Genomic DNA, 22163 nt, shown 5'->3' with positions numbered 1-22163 from the left:
CCGATCTCTTCCGAAAGATCCTCACCCCTGGTCCTCCGGGTGGGGTGGAACGTCGTCGGCCACGACCGCGCCCCTCCGCCCCGGACGGCGTTCGGCCCCCACCGTGGTGTCCCGGGCCGTCTGCCGCTCGGACTCGGCGTTGAGCGCCGCCCCGAGGACGACGAGCAGCACCGTGAGCCAGAGCCACAGCATGCTGATCGCCACCCCGGCCAGCGAGCCGTAGGTGCGCTCGTAGCTGGAGAAGTTCGTCACGTAGCCGAACAGCGCGGCGGAGGTGAGCAGCCAGGCGAGCGTGGCGGACACGGAGCCGACGCTGACCCAGCGCCACCTGGCCCGGCCGCGACGGTCGGGCGCGAAGCGGTAGAGCACCGCCAGCGTGAGGACCATGAGGAGCGCCAGCCCGACCCAGACCGCAGCCACGACGACGGACCGGACCACGTCGGGGACCCCGGAGAGGGTCCGGAAGAGCACCGTGCTGGCGCTGATCACCGCACCGACCGCCACCGCGCCACCGAGCACGAGGGCCAGGGCGACCCCGGTCCGGCGCAGCCGCCCGCGGGTCTCCTCCTCCCGGTAGGCCACCGTCAACGCCTCCATGAGGAAGGTCGTCGCGGTCGTCGCCGTCCCCAGCGCGACCGCGACGGCGAGCAGGCCCCGGACGGTGAGCACCTGGGTGGACGCTGCCGTGATCGAGACGAGCTGGTCAGCCAGGACGTCACCGACCGCCGGCGGAAGGACGTCGACCACCCCGGAGAGGTGGGTCATGGCCTGGGTGGGCGTGTTGACCGCGCCGTAGACGGACAGCGCGGTCAGCAGCACGGGCGCGACGGAGAGCACGGCGAAGAAGGCCACGGCGGCGCTGTGCAAGGAGAACCGGTCGTCCCCGAGACGGCGCAGGACCCGCCGCAGGATCTGCAGCCAGGCACGCCAGGGAAGGTTGCGGGGGTCCACGACGCCGGCACCCCGGCGCTCCGGCTCCTGCTCGCGGTCAGGGGCGGACGTCATACCCCAGTGTCACCCGGCCTCCCCGGGGCCGCACGGGGACCGCTGCCCCTCCCGTCGTGCACGGGGCCGGGGTCCGTGCGTGACCCGGATGGGGGCAGGGGCGGGACCCCAGGGAAGAATGTCCCCCCATGAGTCCCGTGCCCTCCGTGTCCAACTCCATCACCGTCCGGCTCGAGCTGCCCGCCCGGGTCACCGCCGTCTCCGAGATCACCACCGCGGTCTCCGACGTGGGCGGCATGGTCACCGCCGTGGACATCAGCGAGTCCGGCACCGAGCGCCTCCAGGCCGACCTGACCGTCGCCACCCACGGCACCACGCACGCGGCCGAGGTGGTGGAGGCCATCGCCGGGGTGGACGGGGTGGAGATCGGCCGGGTCAGCGACCGGACCTTCCTGGCCCACCTGGGGGGCAAGCTGGAGGTGCGCTCCAAGCTGCCCATCCGCAACCGGGACGACCTCTCGCTCGTCTACACCCCGGGCGTGGCCAAGATCTGCCAGGCCATCGCCGAGAACCCCGCCGACGCGCGCCGCCTGACCATCAAGCGCAACACCGTCGCGGTCGTGACCGACGGGTCGGCCGTCCTGGGGCTGGGCGACATCGGTCCGCTGGCCGCGATGCCGGTCATGGAGGGCAAGGCCGCCCTGTTCAAGCGGTTCGCCGACATCGACGCCTTCCCGATCTGCCTCGACGCCCACGACGCCGACGAGATCGTGCGCATCGTCAAGGCCCTGGCCCCCGGGTTCGCCGGGATCAACCTGGAGGACATCTCGGCACCGCGCTGCTTCCACATCGAGGCCCGGCTGCGCGAGGAGCTGGACATCCCCGTCTTCCACGACGACCAGCACGGCACCGCGATCGTCGCGCTCGCGGCCCTCAAGAACGCCCTGCGCGTCGTGGGCAAGGGGATCGACGACGTCAAGATCGTCATGTCCGGCGCCGGGGCCGCCGGCTCGGCCATCATCCGGCTGCTGCTGCGCGCGGGTGCCACCGACCTGGTCGTCGCCGACGTCGACGGCGTGATCCACTCCCGCCGCCCCGACGTCATGTCAGGACACAACGGCAACCTCGCCTGGATCGCCAGCCAGACCAACCGTGCGATGGAGACCGGCACCCTCAAGGACGCGCTCGTCGGCGCGGACGTCTTCATCGGCGTCTCGGCCGGCAACATCCTCACCGGCCAGGACGTCGCGCAGATGAACGAGGACGCGATCGTCTTCGCGATGGCCAACCCGGTGCCCGAGGTCGACCCGGTGGAGGCGGGCCGGCACGCGACCGTCGTGGCCACCGGCCGCAGCGACTTCGCCAACCAGATCAACAACGTGCTCGTCTTCCCCGGCGTGTTCCGGGGCCTGCTCGACGCGCAGAGCGACCACATCGACGACGAGATGCTGCTCGCCGCGGCGTCGGCCCTCGCGGACGTGGTCGGTCCCGACGAGCTGAACCCCACGTACATCATCCCCAGCGTGTTCAACACCGCCGCGACCACCGCGGTCGCCCGCGCCGTGGAGCAGGCGGCCCGCGAGCGGCAGCAGGGGGACGGCTCCTGAGCGGGCGGACCGGCCCGGGTGGGCCGGGTCCCGGAGGAGCGGGTCCCGGAGGGGCAGGCCCAGGAGGGGCAGCCTCAGGACGAACGGGCGGTCCCGGTCCCGGGGGAGCGGCCCAGGACCCCGTCCGGCTCCTGACCTGGCTGGCGCTGCTCGTGATGCTCCTCATCCAGGTGGTCGGCCTCTACTCCGACTCCGCCCCCGGGCCCGACGGCCCGGCCGGGAGCGACAAGGTCGGGCACCTGCTCGCCTTCGCCGGGCCCGTGGCGCTCGCCCGGGTGCTCGGGGCACGGTGGCTCGTGCCGGTGCTGCTCGTGCACGCCCTGGTCGCCGAGCCGCTCCAGGCCTGGGTCGCCCCCTCCCGGATGATGGACCCCTGGGACACCGTGGCCAACCTCGCGGGCGTCGGCCTCGGGGTCGTCGTGGCGCGCGGAGCGGGGCGGACCTGGGCCAAGATGGAGGGATGAGGACGCGCGAGGAGGGGACGGTGTGAGCGGACCGGACGTGGCAGGCGGGGGCCGGACCGGCGGGCAGGACCTGACCGGTTCCCTCCTCGTGGCCACGCCGCTGACCGGGGACGTCTTCGAGCGTGCGGTCGTCCTGGTGCTGCACCACGACGAGGAGGGGGCCCACGGGCTGGTGCTCAACCGGCCGATGGATGCCCGCGTGGAGGCGGTCCTGCCCCAGTGGCAGCCCTTCGTGACCGCGCCCGGTGTGCTCTTCCGGGGTGGCCCGGTCGGACCCGACACCGCCATGGGCCTGGTCAGCGTCCCCGGCCACGACCCGCACGACCCGCCCCTGGGCACCCAGCTGCTGTTCGGAGGGATCGGGCTGGTCGACCTGGACGCCCCCGCGCCGCTGGTCGTCCCGGAGCTGGGGGCCTTCCGGATCTTCGTCGGCTACTCCGGGTGGGCGGCCGGGCAGCTGGAGTCCGAGCTGCGCCGTGGCGCCTGGTACGTCGTGCCCCGGGAACCGCGCGACCCCTTCCACGAGGACGTCGCCGGGCTGTGGCGCGAGGTGCTGCTGCGTCAGCGCAGCAGCATGGCCTTCGTCACCACCTGGACCGACGTGCCCGAGACCAACTGACGGGGGACCAACGGAGCCGACCACGGCCGGCCGACCACTGCCCGACGTGCCCCTCGTCGTCCTACACTGGCGGGATGGCGACCGTGACCTCCTCCGACCAGCCGCTCGACGCCCCCGAGGCACCCTCCGGGCCGGCTCCGCAGCGGACCGCCCTGCTCGAGCGCACCGGCACCAGCGCCGACCCCCGCCTCTCCGAGCCCGGCGACCACGAGCGGTTCGCCCACTTCGTGCGCAAGGAGAAGATCCTGGAGAGCGCGATGACCGGCAACCCGGTGATCGCCCTGTGCGGCAAGGTCTGGGTGCCCGGGCGCGACCCCGAGAAGTTCCCGGTGTGCCCCATGTGCAAGGAGATCTACGACGGTCTGCGCGAGCCCCAGGACGGCGGCGGAGGCAAGGACTCCGGCGGCGCGGGGGACTGAGGCGCGACACGCCATACCACGGTTGAGGGCGTCCCCACGGGCGCGGCGGGCCGGGTGAGTCCGCTCCCGAAAGCGCCTATCCTGGGTCGGCCATGTCGACCTCCGCCGCCTCCCACCTGCCTCCCGCCTATCCGGGACGCGCCGCCTGGGGGACCGCCAACAAGCTGCGCGCGTGGCAGGCCGCGGCGCTGGAGCGGTACCTGACGGAGCGGCCCCGCGACTTCCTCGCCGTGGCCACGCCCGGTGCGGGCAAGACCACCTTCGCCCTGCGCGTGGCCACCGAGCTGCTGGACCGGGGGGAGATCACCCGGGTGACCGTCGTCGCGCCCACCGAGCACCTCAAGGTGCAGTGGGCCGAGGCCGCGGCCAAGGTGGGCATCCGGATCGACCCGCGCTTCGCCAACGCCCAGGGACGGCACGCCGCCGACTACGACGGCGTCGCCGTGACCTACGCCGGGGTGGCGAGCAAGCCCCTCCTGCACCGTTCACGCACCGAGGCGGCCCGCACCCTCGTCATCCTCGACGAGGTCCACCACGGTGGCGACGCGCTGTCCTGGGGCGAGGCGATCCGCGAGGCCTTCGAACCGGCCGCCCGGCGGCTGGCGCTGACCGGCACCCCCTTCCGCTCCGACACCGCCGCCATCCCGTTCGTGCGCTACGAGATGGACCAGGGGGGCGAGCTGCGCTCGCGCGCCGACTACACCTACGGGTATGCCGACGCGCTCGGCGACGGGGTCGTGCGCCCCGTGCTGTTCCTGGCCTACGGCGGCACGATGCGCTGGCGCACCCGGGTGGGGGACGAGCTGGAGGTGCGCCTGGGGGAGCCGCTGACCAAGGACGTCAGCAAGCAGGCGTGGCGGACCGCCCTGGACCCCGCCGGGGACTGGGTGCCCTCGGTGCTGGCGGCCGCCGACAAGCGGCTCTCCGAGGTCCGCCGGCACGTCGACGACGCCGGTGGCCTGGTCATCGCCACCGACCAGAGCTCGGCCCGGGCCTACGCCCGCCAGCTGCACGAGCTCACGGGGGAGCGTCCCACGGTGGTCCTTTCCGACGACACCGGCGCCTCGGCGAGGATCGAGGAGTTCGCCGGGAGCAGCTCGCGCTGGATGGTCGCGGTGCGGATGGTCTCCGAGGGGGTGGACGTGCCGCGGCTGTGCGTGGGCGTCTACGCCACGTCGACGTCAACCCCGCTGTTCTTCGCCCAGGCCGTGGGCCGGTTCGTCCGGGCCCGGCGCCGCGGGGAGACCGCCTCGATCTTCCTGCCCAGCGTCCCGACGATCCTGCAGCACGCCGGCACCATGGAGGTCGAGCGCGACCACGTCCTGAACCGTCGTCCCACCGAGCAGGACGAGGACGTCTGGGCGCCGGAGGAGCAGCTGATGGCGCAGGCCAACGCCACGGAGGGGGCCGCCGACGAGCTCGAGGGCTCGTTCGAGGCGCTGCACTCGGCCGCCGAGTTCGACCACGTCCTCTTCGACGCCGAGCAGTTCGGCCTGGGCGGGCTGCCCGGGTCCCAGGACGAGGAGGAGTACCTCGGCCTGCCCGGCCTGCTCGAGCCCGACCAGGTGGCGCACGTGCTGCGCGAGCGCCAGAAGAAGCAGGTGTCCCGGGGCGGTGGCCACGAGCGGGCGCAGGCGGTCTCGGCGCACCGGGCGCTCGCCGAGCAGCGCAAGGAGCTGAACAGGCTGGTCTCGGCCTACGCCCAGAAGGCGGGCCGGCCGCACGCGGTGGTGCACGCCGAGCTGCGCCGCACCTGCGGCGGACCCGAGCTGGCGACCGCCAGCAGCGAGCAGGTGGGGACCCGGATCGAGACGATCCGGCGCTGGTTCGTCGGGCGTCGCTGACTGGGGCGAGCTGGACGCTGCTCGGCTACCCGGCCGTGGCGCTCGCCTCTTCGTCGTCGCCGCGGTGGCCGTGCTCGTTTTGGTGGGCCACACGGTGGTGACCGACCGGCGCGACGCCCGCCGTGGTCGTCAGGGCACCAGCGGCGAGGTCCGGTAGGGGATCCGGGTCGAGAGGCAGATCACCGTCGCGGACCGTTCGACCATCTCGTGGGCCACGACGAGGTCGATCACCCGCTGCAGGTCCGCGTTGTCCCGGGCGACCACCCGGATCATGAGGTCTCCCGGGCCGGTGATCGTGTGCGCCTCCAGGACCTCGGGGATGGTGCCGACGTGCTCCACGACCGGCCCCCCTCCCGTGCCCTGGCGGATCTCCAGGGTGCAGAAGGCCGTCACCGGGTAGCCCAGCGCGACCGGGTCCAGCTGCGGGGCGAAGCTGCGGATCACCCCGCGCGCCACGAGCTTGTCCAGCCGGCTCTGGACGGTGCCGCGGGCGACCCCCAGCCGGCGCGAGGCGCCCAGCACGCCCACGTGCGGGTCCTCCTCGAGCAGTGTCAGCAGGTGGGCGTCCAACTCGTCGACGTGGTCGGCCATGGTCACAGTGTGCAGGATGCCGACCGGATCGGCCCGGGCGCTGGACAGATCGACCACCCACGCCGGGGTTCCTTGCACGGCATACCCCTTCCCGGCCACGCTCGGACCCATGACCGACACCGACGTCCGTTTGACCGACCAGGAGCGCGAGGCCCACCTCGAGCTCGACCAGCTCAAGCAGCTCGTGGGGCTGGTGCCCTACGACGAGACCACCGACGTCTTCCCGGTGACCGGCTGGGACTCCATCCACTTCGTCGTGGGCAACGCGACCCAGACCGCGCACTTCTACCAGTCCGCCTTCGGGATGGAGCTCATCGGCTACTCCGGTCCCGAGACCGGCAACCGCGACCACAAGGCCTTCGTCCTGAAGTCCGGGTCCATCCGGTTCGTCATCAAGGGCGGCGTGGACCCCGAGAGCCCGCTGCACGAGCACGTGCGCCGCCACGGTGACGGCGTCGTGGACATCTCCCTGGAGGTGCCCGACGTCGACCGGTGCATCGCGCACGCCCGCACGATCGGTGCCACCGTCCTTCAGGAGCCGCAGGACCTGCAGGACGAGCACGGCACGGTGCGGGTGGCGGCGATCGCCACCTACGGCGAGACGCGGCACACCCTCGTGCAGCGTCGTGGGGTCACCGCGGACGGGTCGGTGTACTCGGGGCCCTACCTGCCGGGCTACGTGGCGCGCAGCTCCGCCTACGTCAAGCGCGACGGGGAGCCCAAGCGGCTCTTCCAGGCGCTGGACCACATCGTCGGCAACGTCGAGCTGGGCCGGATGGACGAGTGGGTCGAGTTCTACAACAAGGTCATGGGCTTCGTAAACATGGCCGAGTTCATCGGCGACGACATCGCCACCGACTACTCGGCCCTGATGAGCAAGGTCGTGGCCAACGGCAACCACCGGGTCAAGTTCCCGCTCAACGAGCCGGCCGTCGGCAAGAGGAGGTCGCAGATCGACGAGTACCTGGAGTTCTACCAGGGGCCGGGCGCCCAGCACCTGGCGCTGGCGACCAACGACATCCTCTCGACGGTGGACCACATGCGCGCCAACGGGATCGAGTTCCTCCAGACGCCGGACTCCTACTACCAGGACCCCGAGCTGCGCGGCCGCATCGGCGAGGTGCGGGTGTCGATCGAGGAGCTGCAGTCCCGCGGGATCCTCGTCGACCGCGACGAGGACGGCTACCTGCTGCAGATCTTCACCCGGCCGGTGCAGGACCGTCCCACGGTCTTCTTCGAGCTCATCGAGCGGCACGGGTCGCTCGGTTTCGGCAAGGGAAACTTCAAGGCCCTCTTCGAGGCGATCGAGCGGGAGCAGGAGAAGCGCGGGAACCTCTGAGGAGTCGTGGCACGCTTGGGGGCATGAGCCAACGAGCAGGGTGGTACGACGACCCCGAGGACGAGCAGAACCTGCGGTACTGGGACGGGGTGCAGTGGAGCTCCCACACCAGCCCCAAGCGGATGCCCGGCCTGGACCAGGCCGGGCAGGCCGGCACCCACCACGAGGCCGGCCCGGCCGACCAGCCGGCCCAGGTCTGGGGCGGGCAGGGCCCCACCGTCGGCGAGCAGCAGGCCGCGTGGGGCGGGCAGGAGCAGGGCCGGTGGTCCGCGCCGATGCCGGGCGCGGACGACCGGTGGCAGCAGCCGCAGCACCGGGACACCACCCCCGACGGCCAGCCGCTGGCCGGCTGGGGCCTGCGTCTGCTCGCCCGCATCGTCGACGGGATCCTGCTGAGCCTGGTCACGGGCTTCGTCATCCTGCCGCTGGTGGACCCGACCCTGCTGGAGGACTACACGACCTGGATCATGACGGCCGACCCGTCGTCGGCCTTCGAGATCCCCGAGGGGCTGGCCTCGGGGCTGCTGCGCGTCAGCATGGTCAGCCTGGTCGTGGGCCTGGCCTACGAGGTCCTGATGCTGCGCCTGCTCGGCGCGACGGTCGGCAAGCTGCTCACCGGCCTGCGCGTGCGGCTGCGCGAGACGCCCGGCCAGCTCCCGTGGGCCGCGGCCGCCGTCCGGGGCCTGGTCTGGCAGGGGCCCTCGGCGATCAACGGCCTGGGCCAGGTCTTCATGCTGCTCAACGGCCTGTGGCCGCTCTGGGACGCCAAGCGGCAGGCGCTGCACGACAAGGCGGCCCGGACCAACGTGGTCCGCAACCGCTGACCCGCCTCAGGTCGCGGGCCGCACCGTCCCGGTCACCTCGGCCAGCCGCAGGACGCCTCCTGCGGGGCCGGGGGCGGTCGCGGTGATCGTCACGGTGTCACCGTCCTGCAGGAAGGTGCGGCTCGAGCCGTCCGCCAGCCTCAGCGGCTCGGTGCCGTTCCAGGTCAGCTCCAGCAGGGAGCCCCGCTCCTGCGGCTGCGTCCCCGAGACCGTGCCGGAGGCGAAGAGGTCACCGCTGCGCAGGCTGGCCCCGTTGACGGTCAGGTGCGCCAGCATCTGGGTCGGTGACCAGTACATCGCGCGGTAGGGCGGACGGGAGACCAGGGTGCCGTTCAGCCGGACCTCCATGGTCAGGTCGAGCCCGAAGAGGTTCTCCGGGCGTCCGCTCAGGTAGGGCAGCGGTTCGGGGTCCTGCGGCGGCAGCGCGACGCGGGCCCGCTCCAGGGCCGCCAGCGGGGTGATCCAGGCCGCCATGGACGAGGCGAACGACTTGCCCAGGAACGGGCCCAGCGGGACGTACTCCCAGGCCTGCACGTCCCGCGCCGACCAGTCGTTGAACAGGGCGACCCCGAACAGGTGGCCGGTGGCCTCGTCGACCGGCACGCTCGTGCCCAGGGAGGTCCCCCCACCCACGACGAACGCCAGCTCGGCCTCGATGTCGAGGCGGACGGAGGGTCCGAAGACCGGGACCGGGTCGTCCTTGCCCTTGCGCTGGCCACGCGGACGGACGACGTCGGTGCCGCTGACGACCACGGTGGAGGACCGGCCGTGGTAGCCGATGGGCAGGTGCTTCCAGTTCGGGGTCAGCGGCTCCCCGTCGGGGCGGAAGATCCGGCCCACGTTGGTCGCGTGGTGCTCGCCCGCGTAGAAGTCCACGTAGCGGCGACGGCCACCGGCAGGTGGGGAACGAGCCCGTCGACAGCGTGCAGGTGCGGCTCCAGCAGGGCCCGTCCCCGCTCGTCGACGAGCTGCTCCTGGAGCCAGGACCGCAGCCCGGCCCAGGCCCGGGGGCCCAGGTCCAGGAAGGGGTTCAGCACCGGTCCAGACAGCGCCTCCGACCAGGGCGTGCCGCGGGTGACCGCGGCCAGGTCCAGCGCGGAGTCACCCACGCGGACGGCCAGCCAGGGCTGGGACCCGGCCCGCGACACCGCGCCGTAGGGCAGGTGGTCCGTGCCGTAGGGGTGGTCGGCGGGCAGGTCGAGGGGGGAGCGGCTCATGGGGTCCTTCCAGGGGGGACGGGGTGGGTGTCGCGCGGGGCGGGCCGGTGGACCCGCCCGACGCCGGGGGAGGGGAAGCGGGCGGTCACCGGGTCAGCACCCCCAGCGCAGCCAGCTCGTCGAGCGGGTCGGTCACGCCGCAGCAGCCGAAGGACCGGAACCTGTGCCGCAGCCGCGTCACCGCCGCCTCGTCCGGGGCGGCGTCCTCGGACGTCAGCGCCCCGACCAGGCGATCGGCGTCCTCGATCCTCAGCGCCTCGACCAGGGCCTCCTCGTCGGCCCCGTCCATGAGCCGGGCGACCGCGACCAGGACGTTGAGGACACCGTGGCGCTCCGGAGGCGCGCCCCCGGCCGTGCCCCGGGCGACCGCGTGGTGGAGCCCGCCGGTGAGCTTGACCGGCAGGTCGCGGGCGTCGGCGCCCACGAGGAAGGCAGCCAGCTCCGACGGCGCGGGCACCGGCTGCTGCGGCGTCGCCTGGGTGCGCAGCTTGGCCAGGACCCTCCCGGCCGGCCCGGTCGCCGCGGCCAGAGCGTCGAGGGCCCGGGGCATCCCGCCGGGGTCCGGGCCGACCTCGACGGCCACGGGGACCTCGAGGTCGAGCGCCCGCCGCCAGGACCCGGCGGGGTCCAGGGCGGTCTCCACGGACACCACCCGGACGGCCGCGACGACCCGCAGGCGCGCGACGGCGGACAGGAGCTCCTCCACGGGCGTCCCGGGCCGGCAGACCACGGCCACGGCCACGGGCGCGCCGTCCTGCTCCTCACCGGCGACCTGCGCCAGCCCGGCGGCGTGGCCGGTGCCCACGAGCAGGGGACCCAGCAGGTCGGCATACCCTTCGCGGCGCAGCCGCAGGTGCTCCTCCCACGCCCGGGCCACGGGGGCGTTCCCGGGAGGGAACACCGCTGCGTCGTCGACGAGCCCGCGGAACAGGCTGCGGGGCGGTGTCCTCGTTGACATGCCCGGGAGGCTACTGCACAGTGACGGGCGAGGACACCGTCGTCCGGCCGGCCCACCCCCAGTCGGGGTCGCCCGGACGGCACGGCACGACCCCGCGACCACCCACGAACGGAGCCGCCGATGGCCTACTACCGCAGCACGGGCGACGTGCCGCCCAAGCGGCACACCCAGCACCGCGACCCCCAGGGCAGGCTCTACTCCGAGGAGCTCATGGGGGAGGAGGGCTTCTCCTCGGACTCCTCGCTGCTCTACCACCGCAACATCCCCTCGGCGGTGGCCGACGCCCGCGTGTGGGACCTGGGGGACATGTCGACGGTGCCCAACCACCCGCTGCTGCCGCGGCACCTGAAGCTGCACGACCTGTTCGTCCGGGCCGGGAGCGACGCCGACGCCGACGCCGACGCCGACGCCGACGCCGGGGACGGCGCGGGGCCGGTCCTCGAGCAGGGCGTGGACGTGGTGACCGGCCGCCGGCTGGTGCTGGGCAACGCCGACGTCCGGCTGCTCTACGTCGTGGCCGACACCCCCAGCCCGTTGTACCGCAACGCCATCGGGGACGAGTGCGTCTACGTCGAGCGGGGTGCGGCCCGGGTGGAGACGGTCTTCGGCTCCTTCCAGGTCGCCGAGGGCGACTACCTGGTCCTGCCCCGCGCCACGACCCACCGCTGGCTGCCGGTGGTCGAGGGGGACGAGGGCTGGGTCGAGCCGTTGCGGGCCTACGTCATCGAGGCCAACAGCCACATCGGACCGCCCCGGCGCTACCTCTCCAGGTTCGGCCAGCTGCTGGAGCACGCGCCCTACTGCGAGCGCGACCTGCGCTGTCCGGAGGGACCCCTGCTGGCCGAGGACGTCGGCGCCGACCCGGACGCCCCGACCGAGGTCCTCATCAAGCACCGCGGCTCCGGAGAGCACTCCTCCGGCGGGCTGGTCGGGACGGTCTACACCTACCCCTACCACCCGTTCGACGTCGTCGGCTGGGACGGGTGCCTCTACCCCTACGCCCTCGACATCCGCGACTTCGAGCCGATCACCGGGCGGATCCACCAGCCACCGCCGGTGCACCAGGTCTTCGAGGGCCACAACTTCGTGGTCTGCAACTTCGTGCCGCGCAAGGTGGACTACCACCCCCTGGCGGTCCCGGTGCCGTACTACCACTCCAACGTGGACTCCGACGAGATCATGTTCTACGTCGACGGGGACTACGAGCGCGCAGGGGCAGCGGGATCGGCAAGGGGTCGATCTCGGTGCACCCGGGCGGACACGCCCACGGGCCGCAGCCCGGGGCCACCGAGGCGTCCCTGGGCGTGGAGTACTTCGACGAGACCGCCGTCATGGTGGACACCTTCCGGCCCCTGGAGCTCGGTGAGGCCGGGCGGGCCGTCGACGACGGCGTCTACGCCGGCTCGTGGAGCCGGGCCCTGCACGCAGGAGGAGAGGGCTCGGACGAGGTGTTCTCGACGAGCTGACCCCCCGGTCGCTCCCGGTCAGGCGGAGGGCCCGTCGACCACCTCGACCCCGGCGTCCCTCAGCTCGGCCAGGGCGTTGCGGGTCGTCTCCGGGGCCACCCCGGCGCACAGGGTCGCCAGCACCCGGGTCCGGAAGCCGGCCCCCACCGCGTCCAGGGCGGTCGCCCGGACGCAGTGGTCGGTGGCCAGCCCCACCACGTCCACACCGCGGACCTCCCGCTCGGTGAGCCAGTCCGCCAGTCCGGTCGTGCGACCGTGCGCCTCGGTGCTGCCCTCGAACCCGCTGTAGGCCGCCTCGTGCTCGCCCTTGCGGAAGACGGCCTGGACGTGCTGGAGCGCAGGGGCGAGGTCGGGGTGGAACTGCGCACCCTCGCTCCCGGCGCGGCAGTGGACCGGCCAGGAGGTGCGGTAGTCCGGGTCCTGGGACCAGTGGTCGCCCGGGTCGACGTGCCAGTCGGCGGTGGCCACCACCACCGAGTAGTCCTGCCCGTGCCGGCGCAGGTGCTCGCCCACGTCGGCGGCGACCTGCGCCCCGCCGTCCACCGCGAGCGACCCTCCTTCGCAGAAGTCGTTCTGCACGTCGACGATGATCAGTGCACGGCTCATGGTCCTCAGCTCCAGTCGTCCAGGTAGGTGGTCGGGATGGCGGGGTCCCCGTGCGAGAGCCGCAGGGCCCGCTGGGGCAGCTCGGCACGGGCGGTCTCGTGGTGGGCCCTTGCGGTGCCGGCGTCGGTGGGGCCACCACCTCGCCCGTCCGTACGAGGGGGGTCAGCAGGGGGCGGTCGTCCCCGTCGTCGCCCGGCTGCTCGTCGATCCCGATGATCTCGGCCTGCGCGGTGCCGTCGGGCCCCCGGCGCCGCAGGGCGTACTTGCGACCCCCCACGGAGGCCTTGTCGGCGCTCGCCTTGGCCACCCCCTCCATCCGGCCCGACGCACCCTCCCGGCTGACCAGCTTGTAGACCATGCCGGCCGCCGGGTGGCCCGACCCGGTGACCACCCGGGTGCCGACGCCGTACGCGTCGACCGGGGCCACCTGCAGCGCGGCGATGGCGTACTCGTCGAGGTCGGAGGTGACCACGATCCGGGTGCCGGTGGCCCCCAGGGCGTCCAGCTGCTCGCGCACCTCGTGCGCCTGCGAGACCAGGTCGCCCGAGTCCAGCCGCACCCCGCCGAGCGTGGGGCCGGCCAGCTCCACGGCCAGCTCCACCGCGGCCCCGACGTCGTAGGTGTCCACGAGCAGGGTCGTGGAGAGCCCGAGGCTGGCCAGCTGGTTGGCGAAGGCCTCGCGCTCGTCGTCGTGCAGCAGCGTGTAGGAGTGCGCGGCGGTCCCGGCCGTGGGGACGCCGTGGCGGCGGCCGGCCTCCAGGTTGGACGTCGAGGCGAACCCGGCCACGTAGGCCGCGCGCGCCGCGGCCACGGCGGCCTGCTCGTGGGTGCGCCTCGACCCCATCTCGATGCAGGGCCGCCCGTGCGCGGAGGCGGTCATCCGGGAGGCGGCCGAGGCCACCGCGGAGTCGTGGTTGAGGACGGACAGGACCATGGTCTCCAGCACGACGCCCTCGGCGAAGCCCGACTCGACCACGAGCACCGGTGAACCGGGGAAGTAGACCTCGCCCTCGGCATACCCCCAGACGTCCCCGGAGAAGCGGTAGTCCGCGAGCCACTCCAGGGTGGGTCCGTCCACGACGCGCCGCTCCTCGAGGAAGGACAGCGCCTCCTCGTCGAAGCGGAAGTCGCGCAGCGCCTCCAGGATCCGGCCGGTCCCGGCCACCACGCCGTAGCGGCGCCCGTCCGGAAGGCGGCGGGCGAAGGTCTCGAAGACGCACCGGCGGTCGGCGTGGCCGCTCGCCAGGGCTGCCTGAACCATCGTCAGCTCGTAGTGGTCCGTCAGCAGGGCCGTGCTCGGGTTCACCCGATCAGCGTAGAGCCCCCGGCGCAGGCCGCCTACAGTGGACGGGTGCCCGTCGACGTCCCACCACCGCCCTCTCCTCCGGCCGGCCCCGGGACCTCGCCCCGGGAGCAGGGCGGGGTGGCCGTGCTGGACCGGCCCGAGGTGGACACCCCCTGGGTGTGCCTGGTCTGGAACGACCCGGTCAACCTCATGAGCTACGTCACCTGGGTCTTCCAGGCGCACTTCCACTATCCGCGGGCCCGGGCCGAGAAGCTGATGATGGACGTGCACACCAAGGGCCGCGCGGTGGTCTCCACCGGCAGCCGGGAGCAGGTCGAGGCCGACACCGAGGCCATGCACGGCTACGGGCTCTGGGCCACCTTCCAGCACGCGGACCAGGGATAGGCCCGGGTATGGCGACCGCGTTCCGGCGGGTGGGTGGCAGGCTCGTGGCCGGCTTCGACGCCGAGGAGGTCGAGGTGGTGCTGCACGTGCTGCGGCTCACCCGTGACTTCGTGGCCCCGGAGCGCCCCGGCAGCGGAGACCCCTTCCTCGACCTGGTGGCCGGGCTCGGCGAGGACGTCGACCCGGAGGAGCCCTCGGACCCGGCGCTGGCCAGGCTGCTCCCGCCGGCCTCGCGGGACGACGACGAGCAGGCCCGGGAGTTCCGCCGGCTCACCGAGCACGGCCTGCGCACCCGCAAGGCCGCCACGATCGCCACGGCGGTCGCGGCGCTGGAGGAGGCGGAGCCGCCCGAGGTGTCGCTCGACGACGCCGGGGCGCACGCCCTGGCCGTGGCCCTCACCGACGTCCGGCTCATCCTGGGGGAGCGGCTGGGTCTGCGGACGGACGAGGACTCAGAACGGCTGCACGACCAGCTGGAGGCCGCCCTGGCGGGGGAGGCGGAGCTGGACCCGGCGACCGCCCAGCAGATGGCCTACTACGACTTCCTCTCCTGGGTGCAGGAGAGCATCACCACGGTGATGCTGGAGGGCGACGGGCCGGCGGTAGTCTGACCGCACCATGACGACGAACCCCGTTCCCGCTGCGCCGCACGAGTCCGAGCAGGTCGACGCCGAGGTGACCGGCTCCGACGTGCGGGTGCGCTTCTGCCCCAGCCCGACCGGTACCCCGCACGTGGGGATGGCCAGGACCGCCCTGTTCAACTGGGCCTTCGCCCGGCACCACGGCGGCACCTTCGTCTTCCGCCTCGAGGACACCGACGCCGCCCGGGACAGCACCGAGTCGGCCGACCAGCTCCAGGAGGCCATGGCCTGGCTGGGCCTGGACTACGACGAGGGCCCGGGCGTGGGCGGGCCCCACGGCCCCTACCGGCAGAGCGAGCGCCGGGACGTCCACGACCGGGTGGTGGGTCAGCTGGTGGACGCCGGGCTGGTCTACGAGTCCTTCTCCACCCCCGAGGAGGTCGAGGCGCGTCACCGGGCCGCCGGGCGGGACCCCAAGCTGGGCTACGACAACCACGACCGGGACCTGAGCGCCCAGCAGCGCGACGCGCTGAGGGCCCAGGGCCGGGAGCCGGTGCTGCGGCTGCGGATGCCGGACGAGGACATCACGTTCACCGACCTGGTCCGGGGCGAGGTGACCTTCCGCGCCGGGTCGGTGCCCGACTTCGTCGTGGTGCGCGGCAACGGGCAGCCGCTGTACACCCTCGTCAACCCGGTCGACGACGCGCTGATGCGGATCACCCACGTCATCCGCGGGGAGGACCTGCTCTCCTCCACGCCGCGGCAGATCGCCCTCTACCGCGCGCTGGTGCAGATCGGGGTGGCCGAGCGGGTGCCGACCTTCGGCCACCTGCCCCTCGTGCTGGGGGAGGGCAGCAAGAAGCTGTCCAAGCGCGACCCGCAGTCCGACCTCTTCCGGCACCGGGATCGCGGTTTCGTGCGCGAGGGGATGATCAACTACCTCGCGCTGCTGGGCTGGTCGATCGGCCCGGACCGCGACGTCTTCACCCCCGACGAGCTCGTCGCCGCCTTCGACGTGCGCGACGTCAACCCGAACCCGGCCCGCTGGGACCAGAAGAAGGCCGAGGCGATCAACGCCGACCACGTGCGGATGCTGCCCCTGCCCGAGTTCACCAGCCGGCTGCTGCCGGTGCTCCGGGCGGCCGGGGTCCTGGGTCCGCAGTCCGGGATGGGCGAGCTCGCCCGCCTGGAGGCCGTGGCCGAGCTCGTCCAGACCCGGGTCCAGGTGCTCTCCGAGGCGGTCCCGCTGGTGGCGCCGTTCTACGTCCGTGGTGAGGAGCTGCCGATCGCCGACGACGCCCGCGCCCAGCTCAAGGACGACGCGGGCACCGTGCTGGACGCCGCTGCGGCTGCGCTGGAGGAGATCTCCGGGGCCTACCCCAAGCCGCTGGGTGGAGGCGTGGAGTGGACGGCGGCCAGGATCGAGGAGGTCCTGCGGACGGCCCTGGTGGACGGGCTGGGGCTCAAGTCCCGCTTCGCCTTCGGGCCGCTGCGCACCGCCGTGTCCGGACAGCGGATCAGCCCGCCGCTGTTCGAGTCGATGGAGATCCTCGGCAAGCACGAGACGCTCGCGCGGCTGCGCCGACTCCGCGCCGAGGTGTGAGGCTGCGCGGGCACCGGCGATTTGGGTCCGGCCGGGGAGCACGGTAAGGTAACTCCTCGGTTCACCGCCTGCGAAAAGGCTGGCGGCGATACCCCTTGGGGTATGGTGTAATTGGCAGCACGACTGATTCTGGTTCAGTTAGTCTAGGTTCGAGTCCTGGTACCCCAGCGCAGGTCGACCCCGGTCGATTTCGCTCCGCGCCTGCCTCTCGGGTAAGGTTGCGGGTCGGCGCCACGCGCCGGACAGCACGGCCCCGTTGTGTAGTGGCCTAGCACGCCGCCCTCTCAAGGCGGTAGCGCGGGTTCGAATCCCGTCGGGGCTACGCAGGACGAAGGACCCCCACCACTCGCCTGGTGGGGGTCCTTCGTCGTTCCGGGCTGGGGCACCGGATCGGGTGTCCCGCATCGACACCGGGCCCCCACCGGCGTAGCGTGACGCATTCCGACGGGCGGCCGTCCCGCCGGTCCCACGGCGAGGAGAGTGCGATGAACAAGGTGGAGCTGATCGAGGCGCTGGCGCCCCGGCTCGGTGGGCGTCAGCTCGCCGCGATGGCGGTTGAGGCACTGGTCGACGCGGTGCTGCGGGAGGTCTCCGCCGGCGGGTCGGTGGGGATCACCGGGTTCGGCACCTTCGAGAAGGTCGACCGGGCGCCCAGGACCGGCCGCAACCCGCACACGGGGGAGCCGGTGCCCATCGCCGCGACCAGCTCACCGCGCTTCCGTCCCGGTGCCTACTTCAAGGAGGTCGTGGCCGACCCGGAGCGGCTGCCCACCGAGGGTCTGGCCGGTGTCCGGGTGGGCAGTCACGGCGAGATGGCCGAGCCGGAACCCACCAGCCGCCCGAACAGCGTGCGCCGGTCGGCACGCCAGGACCGCCCGGACGACCAGCAGGTGGGCGGGACGGGTGCCCAGCAGGGTGGGACGGGCGCCGGACCGGGCGCACCGGGCCCCACGGAGGAGGAGGGCCGCACCCCGGGCACCCGTCGTCGACGGGCCGCGAGCGGGACTCCTCCGACCGTGCGCGCGAGCCGCGGGCGCGACACGGCGTCCACCGGCGCGGAGCGGGGGGCCGGCCGCGGGGGCGCTCAGGACGCGCCGGACGGCGGGTCGGGGGAGACGACGTCTCCCACCGCGGGGCGGGGACGCTCAGGAGGCCAGGACATCACCATGGGGATGATCACGGCCAAGAAGGCCCAGCTGGCGAGAGTGAAGAACGACGACGTCGTGGCCGGCGTCGGGACCGGGGCGAAGGGCTCGGGCAAGGGCTCCGACGACGGCAGGGGCGGGAAGGCTGCCAAGGAGAGCGCGAAGGGCAAGGGCAAGAAGGACAAGAAGGGGAAGAAGGACAAGAAGGGCAAGAAGAGCAAGAAGGGGTCCTGAGCCTCAGCGGATGGGTTCGCCCTCACCGATCCCGACGATCCACAGGCGGCTGAGGCGGGCGTCGGGCTGCTCGGGATCGGCCGGCTCCACCTCGACGCTGACCCGCTGGCCCACCCGGACGTGGCGCAGCCCGCTGGCGAGGAACACCTCCTCGTCGAACGGCAGCCTGCGCCCGGTGTCCAGCAGGACGGAGCCGGACCGGCTCGTGAGGTCGAAGGTGTGCACGCTGGCCTGCATGAGGTCACTGTAGGCGTCCGTCCCCTCGTCCGATCCCGCGCAGGACACCACGCGTGCGGGCCCCCACCCCCAGCGCCCACGCCCGGGCGAGGTCCGCAGCCACGTCCACGTCCTGCCGCAGCCGGGGGAGCTGCAGGGCCAGCAGCGCCGCGTCCTGCGCGTGCCGGGCCGCGGACCCCGGGCCGAAGCGCGGCGTCGGCGGACGGCGCGTCGAGGTCAGCAGGGTCGTCCCGCTGCCCGCGGCGTCCGGCACCACCGCGGACGGGTGCCGCGCGCACACGGCCAGGGCGGTGAGCAGGTCGCGCGGACGCAGGGCCGGCAGGTCACCCAGGAGCGCGGCCCATCCGGTGCCGGGCTCGACCTGCCCGGGGGCGCAACCGGCCAGACCGGCGCGCACCGCCTCGTTCAGCCCCCGCCCGGGATCGGTCAGCACCGTGGCCCCCCAGGACCGGACGGTGGCACCCACCGGGTCGTCGGAGGTGACCACCACCAGGGACCCGGCCCCCAGCGCCGTCGCGGCAGCCTCCAGGGTGTCCAGCGCCATCGCGCGCGCCAGGGCTGCCCGCACGGCGGGGGAGGTGCCCCTCAACCGGGACTTGGCCCGACGGGCGTCCTTGACGGGCACGACCACGACCAGCCGCCCCGCACCGGGTCGTCGTCAGGGGTGGTCCGCACCCGGCCATTCTGGTGGACGCCTCGGCGTGGGTGACAAGATGTCGCCGTGACCCGTCAGCCCGCCCGCCAACCGATCCCCTGGTCCTACCGCGCCGTCATCGCCACCGTGCGACCCGTGCTGATGGGCATCACCCGTCGTTCCTGGTCGGGCGGGGAGCACGTGCCGCCGACCGGAGGCTTCATCGTGGCGAGCAACCACTACTCCGAGGTGGACCCGTTCATGCTGGCGCACTACCTGGTCGACCACGGGCGCCCTCCCTTCTTCCTGGCCAAGTCCTCCCTCTTCGAGGTGCCGCTGCTGGGTCCCGCGCTGCGGCACCTGGAGCAGGTCCCCGTGCGTCGGCGGAGCACCCAGGCCAAGGACGCCCTGGACGAGGCCCGACGGGCGCTCGTGGAGGGCAAGTGCATCGCGATCATGCCCGAGGGCACCCTGACCCGCGATCCGCAGCTGTGGCCCATGCGGCCCAAGCCGGGTGTGGGCCGCCTGGCGCTGACCAGCCGTGCCCCGGTCGTCCCGGTGGGGCAGTGGGGTGCCCAGGAGGTGCTGGGGCGCTACGCGCGGCGCCCCGGCAACCTGCTGCGCAGGCCGGTGCAGCACGTCGCCGCGGGTCCCCCCGTCGACCTGTCGGACCTCTACGGACGTGCCGAGGACCCACGTGCCCACGCCGAGGCGACCGGCAGGGTGATGGCGGCGGTCACCGCCATCGTGGCCGAGCTCCGGGGCGAACCGGCCCCCGCCGTGCCGTACGACCCGGCGACCAGGTCCGGTGGCAGCGCCGGCCCGGTGACGCCGGACGCCGAGGAGCCACGGTGACCCGGGCCGCCGTCTTCGGGGCCGGGAGCTGGGGGACCGCCTTCGCCCAGGTGCTGGCCGACGGAGGGGTGTCGCCGGTGACGCTGTGGGCGCGGCGGGAGGAGGTCGCCTCCGCCGTCCGGGACCGGCACACCAACCTCGACTACCTCCCCGGGATCGCCCTCCCGCCGGCCGTGACGGCCACCACCGAGCCCTCGGAGGCGGCGCAGGGGGTCGACGTGGTCGTCCTCGCCGTCCCCTCGCAGAGCCTGCGGGAGAACCTGACCCGCTGGTCGGGGGTGATTCCCGCCGACGCCCTCGTCGTCTCCCTGATGAAGGGGATCGAGCGCGGCACCGGGCTGCGGATGAGCGAGGTGATCGAGGCCTCGGGCGTGGACCGCGACCGGATCGTCGTCGTCTCCGGACCCAACCTCAGCAAGGAGATCGCGGCCCGCCAGCCGGCGGCCAGCGTCGTCGCCGGCACGGACCTGACCGCGGCCGAACGGGTCGCGGCGATGATCGCGCCCCCCTACTTCCGGCCCTACACCCAGACCGACGTCGTGGGCGCCGAGATCGGCGGCGCCGTCAAGAACGTCATCGCGCTCGCGGTCGGGATGGCCGAGGGGCTGGGCTACGGGGACAACACGAAGTCCTCGCTCATCACCCGGGGCCTGCCGAGATCAGCCGGCTCGGCGAGGCGCTGGGAGGCGAGCCGGCCACGCTCATGGGGCTGGCGGGCGTCGGCGACCTCATCGCCACGTGCATGTCTCCGCTGTCGCGCAACCACCGGGTCGGGGTGGCCCTGGGCCAGGGACGGTCGGTGGAGGAGATGGTGGCCGTGCCCCACCAGACCGCAGAGGGCGTGCGCTCGTGCCGCTCCGTGGTCGACCTGGCGGCCGGGCACGGGGTCGACATGCCGATCTGCCAGGGCGTGACCGCCGTGGTGGAGGGGCACCTGAGCCCCGAGCAGCTCACGGGTGCGCTCATGTCGCGCGCGCGCAAGCACGAACGCGGCTGACCGGCTCCGCCGGGCCGGCCGTGGCCCGGCCTGAGGACGGGCCCGAGGACGGGCCCGAGCAGCGGCGCAGGCGCGCCATACCCTCGTGCCGGTAGGCGCCCACTAGGCTCGGGCGCGATGGACAGCCAGCCCCCCGCCCCCGCCGCGCCCTCCACCGAGACCCGGGTCGCCCTGCCCCGGGTCGCCGTCGTCTTCGGCGGCCGCTCCGAGGAGCACTCGATCTCCTGCGCGACCGCCGCGAGCGTGCTCCGGACCCTGGACCGGGACCGCTACGACGTCGTGCCGATCGGCATCACCCGGGAGGGACACTGGGTGCTCGTCCCCGACGACCCCTCGGCCCTGGAGATCCGCGACGGCCGGCTGCCCGAGGTGCCCGGGACCGGCCGGCAGGTCATGGTGCCCCTGGGCGGGGTGGACCACGTGTGGCGGCTGGTGGAGGACGACGGGTCGACGACGGAGATCGGCGTGGTCGACGTCGTGCTGCCGCTGCTGCACGGGCCGTTCGGCGAGGACGGGACCATCCAGGGCCTGCTGGAGCTGGCCGACATCCGCTACGTCGGCTGCGGGGTGCTGGCCTCCGCGGCGATGATGGACAAGCACGTCATGAAGGTGGTCTTCAGCGCGGCCGGGCTGCCGGTCGGTCCCTACACCGTCGTGACCGACCTGGCCTGGCGGCGGGACCGGGAGGCCTGCCTGGAGGCGGCCCGCGCCCTGCGGTTCCCGGTGTTCGTCAAGCCGGCCAGGGCGGGGTCGTCGGTGGGGGTCCACAAGGTCGACGACCCGGCGGAGCTGGAGGCCGCGGTCGAGAAGGCCCGCACCCACGACCCCAAGGTGCTGGTCGAGCAGGGGGTCGCGGGCCGGGAGATCGAGTGCGGCGTTCTCCAGGGGCGCGGCACCGACGAGCCGAGGGTCAGCGAGTGCGGCGAGATCACCGTGACCGGGGGAGGGCACGAGTTCTACGACTTCGAGGCCAAGTACCTCGACGAGGCGAGCGTGCGGATCACCGCGCCGGCCGACGTCGCCCCCTCGGTGCGCGAGGAGATCCACCGGGTGGCGCGCACGGCCTTCGAGGCGGCCGGGTGCGAGGGACTGGCACGCGTGGACTGCTTCGTGACCCCCGAGGGAGGTGTCGTGCTCAACGAGATCAACACGATGCCCGGGTTCACCCCGTTCTCCATGTACCCCCAGGCGTGGGCCGCCACCGGCCTGTCCTACCCCGAGCTGGTCGAGGAGCTGCTCCAGCTGGCCCTGGCCCGTCCGCTCGGGCTGCGCTAGCCGCAGCCGGCGC

At 73.5% G+C, this 22163-nt stretch carries 21 protein-coding genes, 2 tRNA genes and 3 pseudogenes; 17 read left to right on the top strand and 9 right to left on the bottom strand.

Annotated features, from left to right (window positions below; all coding sequences use genetic code 11):
- Positions 1-21 precede the first annotated feature (21 nt).
- Positions 22-1005 carry a YihY/virulence factor BrkB family protein gene (locus ACQ95T_RS13470; protein WP_425941361.1) on the bottom strand — a complete coding sequence of 328 codons (984 nt, stop codon included), beginning with the start codon at positions 1003-1005 and terminating at the stop codon, positions 22-24.
- A 128-nt stretch (positions 1006-1133) separates the two neighbouring features.
- Between ACQ95T_RS13470 and ACQ95T_RS13465 the strand changes: the two genes are divergently transcribed.
- The 5 genes from ACQ95T_RS13465 to ACQ95T_RS13445 all read left to right on the top strand — a co-directional run bounded on the left by ACQ95T_RS13465 (position 1134) and on the right by ACQ95T_RS13445 (position 5898).
- Positions 1134-2552 carry an NAD-dependent malic enzyme gene (locus ACQ95T_RS13465; RefSeq protein WP_425941359.1) on the top strand — a complete coding sequence of 473 codons (1419 nt, stop codon included), beginning with the start codon at positions 1134-1136 and terminating at the stop codon, positions 2550-2552.
- Positions 2553-2707: 155 nt separating this feature from the next.
- Positions 2708-3016, top strand: a complete 309-nt coding sequence (locus ACQ95T_RS13460; RefSeq protein WP_431473005.1) for a hypothetical protein — start codon at positions 2708-2710, stop codon at positions 3014-3016.
- Positions 3017-3038: 22 nt separating this feature from the next.
- Positions 3039-3635: a YqgE/AlgH family protein gene (locus tag ACQ95T_RS13455; protein ID WP_425941355.1), complete on the top strand. Its 597-nt coding sequence runs from the start codon at positions 3039-3041 to the stop codon at positions 3633-3635.
- Positions 3636-3709: 74 nt separating this feature from the next.
- A complete protein-coding gene (locus ACQ95T_RS13450) occupies positions 3710-4054 on the top strand; it encodes a DUF3039 domain-containing protein (protein ID WP_425941353.1) in 345 nt (114 codons plus the stop codon).
- 92 nt (positions 4055-4146) lie between these two features.
- Positions 4147-5898 carry a DEAD/DEAH box helicase gene (locus ACQ95T_RS13445; protein ID WP_425941351.1) on the top strand — a complete coding sequence of 584 codons (1752 nt, stop codon included), beginning with the start codon at positions 4147-4149 and terminating at the stop codon, positions 5896-5898.
- A gap of 129 nt (positions 5899-6027) precedes the next feature.
- Here ACQ95T_RS13445 and ACQ95T_RS13440 read toward each other — a convergent pair whose 3' ends face one another.
- The gene (locus tag ACQ95T_RS13440) at positions 6028-6489 is read right to left on the bottom strand and encodes an Lrp/AsnC family transcriptional regulator (RefSeq protein ID WP_425941822.1); all 462 of its coding nucleotides are present in this window, start codon (positions 6487-6489) and stop codon (positions 6028-6030) included.
- Between the two features lie 109 nt (positions 6490-6598).
- Between ACQ95T_RS13440 and hppD the strand changes: the two genes are divergently transcribed.
- Together hppD and ACQ95T_RS13430 are read left to right on the top strand one after the other, a co-directional pair.
- Positions 6599-7828, top strand: coding sequence for a 4-hydroxyphenylpyruvate dioxygenase (gene hppD / locus ACQ95T_RS13435; protein WP_425941349.1), 1230 nt, complete (start codon positions 6599-6601; stop codon positions 7826-7828).
- Between the two features lie 23 nt (positions 7829-7851).
- On the top strand, positions 7852-8652 hold the full coding sequence (locus ACQ95T_RS13430; protein WP_425941348.1) for an RDD family protein: 801 nt from the start codon (positions 7852-7854) through the stop codon (positions 8650-8652).
- A 6-nt stretch (positions 8653-8658) separates the two neighbouring features.
- Here ACQ95T_RS13430 and ACQ95T_RS13425 read toward each other — a convergent pair whose 3' ends face one another.
- The 3 genes from ACQ95T_RS13425 to ACQ95T_RS13415 form a co-directional block, all read right to left on the bottom strand.
- The gene (locus ACQ95T_RS13425) at positions 8659-9528 is read right to left on the bottom strand and encodes a fumarylacetoacetate hydrolase family protein (RefSeq protein WP_431473004.1); all 870 of its coding nucleotides are present in this window, start codon (positions 9526-9528) and stop codon (positions 8659-8661) included.
- Positions 9456-9869 (bottom strand): hypothetical protein, encoded by a 414-nt coding sequence (locus ACQ95T_RS13420; RefSeq protein WP_431473003.1) that lies wholly within the window; start codon positions 9867-9869, stop codon positions 9456-9458. The genes ACQ95T_RS13425 and ACQ95T_RS13420 overlap by 73 nt, the downstream gene beginning before the upstream one ends.
- Positions 9870-9954: 85 nt before the next feature.
- On the bottom strand, positions 9955-10827 hold the full coding sequence (locus ACQ95T_RS13415; protein ID WP_425941344.1) for a hypothetical protein: 873 nt from the start codon (positions 10825-10827) through the stop codon (positions 9955-9957).
- A 120-nt stretch (positions 10828-10947) separates the two neighbouring features.
- Between ACQ95T_RS13415 and ACQ95T_RS13410 the strand changes: the two are divergent.
- A pseudogene (locus tag ACQ95T_RS13410) lies at positions 10948-12293 on the top strand (homogentisate 1,2-dioxygenase).
- A gap of 18 nt (positions 12294-12311) precedes the next feature.
- Here ACQ95T_RS13410 and ACQ95T_RS13405 read toward each other — a convergent pair.
- Both ACQ95T_RS13405 and ACQ95T_RS13400 read right to left on the bottom strand, forming a co-directional pair.
- Complete coding sequence (locus ACQ95T_RS13405; RefSeq protein WP_425941341.1) at positions 12312-12899, bottom strand: isochorismatase family protein; 588 nt, start codon at positions 12897-12899, stop codon at positions 12312-12314.
- A gap of 5 nt (positions 12900-12904) precedes the next feature.
- A pseudogene (locus ACQ95T_RS13400) lies at positions 12905-14160 on the bottom strand (nicotinate phosphoribosyltransferase).
- Between the two features lie 90 nt (positions 14161-14250).
- On the opposite strand from ACQ95T_RS13400, the gene clpS reads away from it, so the two are divergent.
- The 6 genes from clpS (at position 14251) to ACQ95T_RS13370 (ending at position 18152) form a co-directional block, all read left to right on the top strand.
- Positions 14251-14589, top strand: a complete 339-nt coding sequence (clpS, locus tag ACQ95T_RS13395; RefSeq protein WP_425941338.1) for an ATP-dependent Clp protease adapter ClpS — start codon at positions 14251-14253, stop codon at positions 14587-14589.
- 8 nt (positions 14590-14597) lie between these two features.
- Positions 14598-15200, top strand: coding sequence for a DUF2017 family protein (locus ACQ95T_RS13390; protein ID WP_425941336.1), 603 nt, complete (start codon positions 14598-14600; stop codon positions 15198-15200).
- 7 nt (positions 15201-15207) lie between these two features.
- A complete protein-coding gene (gltX, locus tag ACQ95T_RS13385) occupies positions 15208-16773 on the top strand; it encodes a glutamate--tRNA ligase (RefSeq protein WP_425941334.1) in 1566 nt (521 codons plus the stop codon).
- A 96-nt stretch (positions 16774-16869) separates the two neighbouring features.
- Positions 16870-16941 (top strand) — tRNA-Gln (locus tag ACQ95T_RS13380).
- 81 nt (positions 16942-17022) lie between these two features.
- A tRNA-Glu gene (locus ACQ95T_RS13375) sits at positions 17023-17095 on the top strand.
- A gap of 163 nt (positions 17096-17258) precedes the next feature.
- The gene (locus ACQ95T_RS13370) at positions 17259-18152 is read left to right on the top strand and encodes an HU family DNA-binding protein (RefSeq protein WP_425941333.1); all 894 of its coding nucleotides are present in this window, start codon (positions 17259-17261) and stop codon (positions 18150-18152) included.
- 3 nt (positions 18153-18155) lie between these two features.
- On the opposite strand, the gene ACQ95T_RS13365 is transcribed toward ACQ95T_RS13370, so the two are convergent.
- Both ACQ95T_RS13365 and cofC read right to left on the bottom strand, forming a co-directional pair.
- On the bottom strand, positions 18156-18389 hold the full coding sequence (locus ACQ95T_RS13365) for a hypothetical protein (RefSeq protein WP_425941331.1): 234 nt from the start codon (positions 18387-18389) through the stop codon (positions 18156-18158).
- Positions 18390-18393: 4 nt separating this feature from the next.
- Positions 18394-19014 (bottom strand): 2-phospho-L-lactate guanylyltransferase, encoded by a 621-nt coding sequence (cofC, locus tag ACQ95T_RS13360; RefSeq protein ID WP_431473002.1) that lies wholly within the window; start codon positions 19012-19014, stop codon positions 18394-18396.
- Positions 19015-19110: 96 nt separating this feature from the next.
- Here cofC and ACQ95T_RS13355 point away from each other — a divergent pair, with 96 nt between their 5' ends.
- The 3 genes and pseudogenes from ACQ95T_RS13355 (at position 19111) to ACQ95T_RS13345 (ending at position 22150) form a co-directional block, all read left to right on the top strand.
- Entirely contained in the window at positions 19111-19878 is a 768-nt protein-coding gene (locus ACQ95T_RS13355) for a lysophospholipid acyltransferase family protein (protein WP_425941328.1), read from the top strand.
- Positions 19875-20875, top strand: a pseudogene (locus tag ACQ95T_RS13350) (NAD(P)H-dependent glycerol-3-phosphate dehydrogenase). Before ACQ95T_RS13355 ends, ACQ95T_RS13350 begins: the two are co-directional and overlap by 4 nt.
- Before the next feature lie 117 nt (positions 20876-20992).
- Complete coding sequence (locus ACQ95T_RS13345; RefSeq protein WP_425941324.1) at positions 20993-22150, top strand: D-alanine--D-alanine ligase family protein; 1158 nt, start codon at positions 20993-20995, stop codon at positions 22148-22150.
- The last annotated feature ends 13 nt before the right edge of the window (positions 22151-22163 follow it).

This window comes from Ornithinimicrobium carbonis (assembly GCF_050703245.1).
GTDB lineage: Bacteria > Actinomycetota > Actinomycetes > Actinomycetales > Dermatophilaceae > Ornithinicoccus.
This window is presented reverse-complemented; position numbering and strand designations above follow the sequence as displayed.

Coding starts and splice junctions, on each gene's coding strand:
- ACQ95T_RS13365 (WP_425941331.1), bottom strand. CDS start 18,389: ATGCAGGCCAGCGTGCACACCTTCGACCTCACGAGCCGGTCCGGCTCC.
- ACQ95T_RS13445 (WP_425941351.1), top strand. CDS start 4,147: ATGTCGACCTCCGCCGCCTCCCACCTGCCTCCCGCCTATCCGGGACGC.
- ACQ95T_RS13405 (WP_425941341.1), bottom strand. CDS start 12,899: ATGAGCCGTGCACTGATCATCGTCGACGTGCAGAACGACTTCTGCGAA.
- ACQ95T_RS13440 (WP_425941822.1), bottom strand. CDS start 6,489: ATGGCCGACCACGTCGACGAGTTGGACGCCCACCTGCTGACACTGCTC.
- ACQ95T_RS13390 (WP_425941336.1), top strand. CDS start 14,598: ATGGCGACCGCGTTCCGGCGGGTGGGTGGCAGGCTCGTGGCCGGCTTC.
- ACQ95T_RS13370 (WP_425941333.1), top strand. CDS start 17,259: ATGAACAAGGTGGAGCTGATCGAGGCGCTGGCGCCCCGGCTCGGTGGG.
- ACQ95T_RS13460 (WP_431473005.1), top strand. CDS start 2,708: ATGCTCCTCATCCAGGTGGTCGGCCTCTACTCCGACTCCGCCCCCGGG.
- ACQ95T_RS13465 (WP_425941359.1), top strand. CDS start 1,134: ATGAGTCCCGTGCCCTCCGTGTCCAACTCCATCACCGTCCGGCTCGAG.
- ACQ95T_RS13470 (WP_425941361.1), bottom strand. CDS start 1,005: ATGACGTCCGCCCCTGACCGCGAGCAGGAGCCGGAGCGCCGGGGTGCC.
- hppD (WP_425941349.1), top strand. CDS start 6,599: ATGACCGACACCGACGTCCGTTTGACCGACCAGGAGCGCGAGGCCCAC.
- ACQ95T_RS13345 (WP_425941324.1), top strand. CDS start 20,993: ATGGACAGCCAGCCCCCCGCCCCCGCCGCGCCCTCCACCGAGACCCGG.
- ACQ95T_RS13450 (WP_425941353.1), top strand. CDS start 3,710: ATGGCGACCGTGACCTCCTCCGACCAGCCGCTCGACGCCCCCGAGGCA.
- ACQ95T_RS13415 (WP_425941344.1), bottom strand. CDS start 10,827: ATGTCAACGAGGACACCGCCCCGCAGCCTGTTCCGCGGGCTCGTCGAC.
- gltX (WP_425941334.1), top strand. CDS start 15,208: ATGACGACGAACCCCGTTCCCGCTGCGCCGCACGAGTCCGAGCAGGTC.
- ACQ95T_RS13420 (WP_431473003.1), bottom strand. CDS start 9,869: ATGAGCCGCTCCCCCCTCGACCTGCCCGCCGACCACCCCTACGGCACG.
- ACQ95T_RS13430 (WP_425941348.1), top strand. CDS start 7,852: ATGAGCCAACGAGCAGGGTGGTACGACGACCCCGAGGACGAGCAGAAC.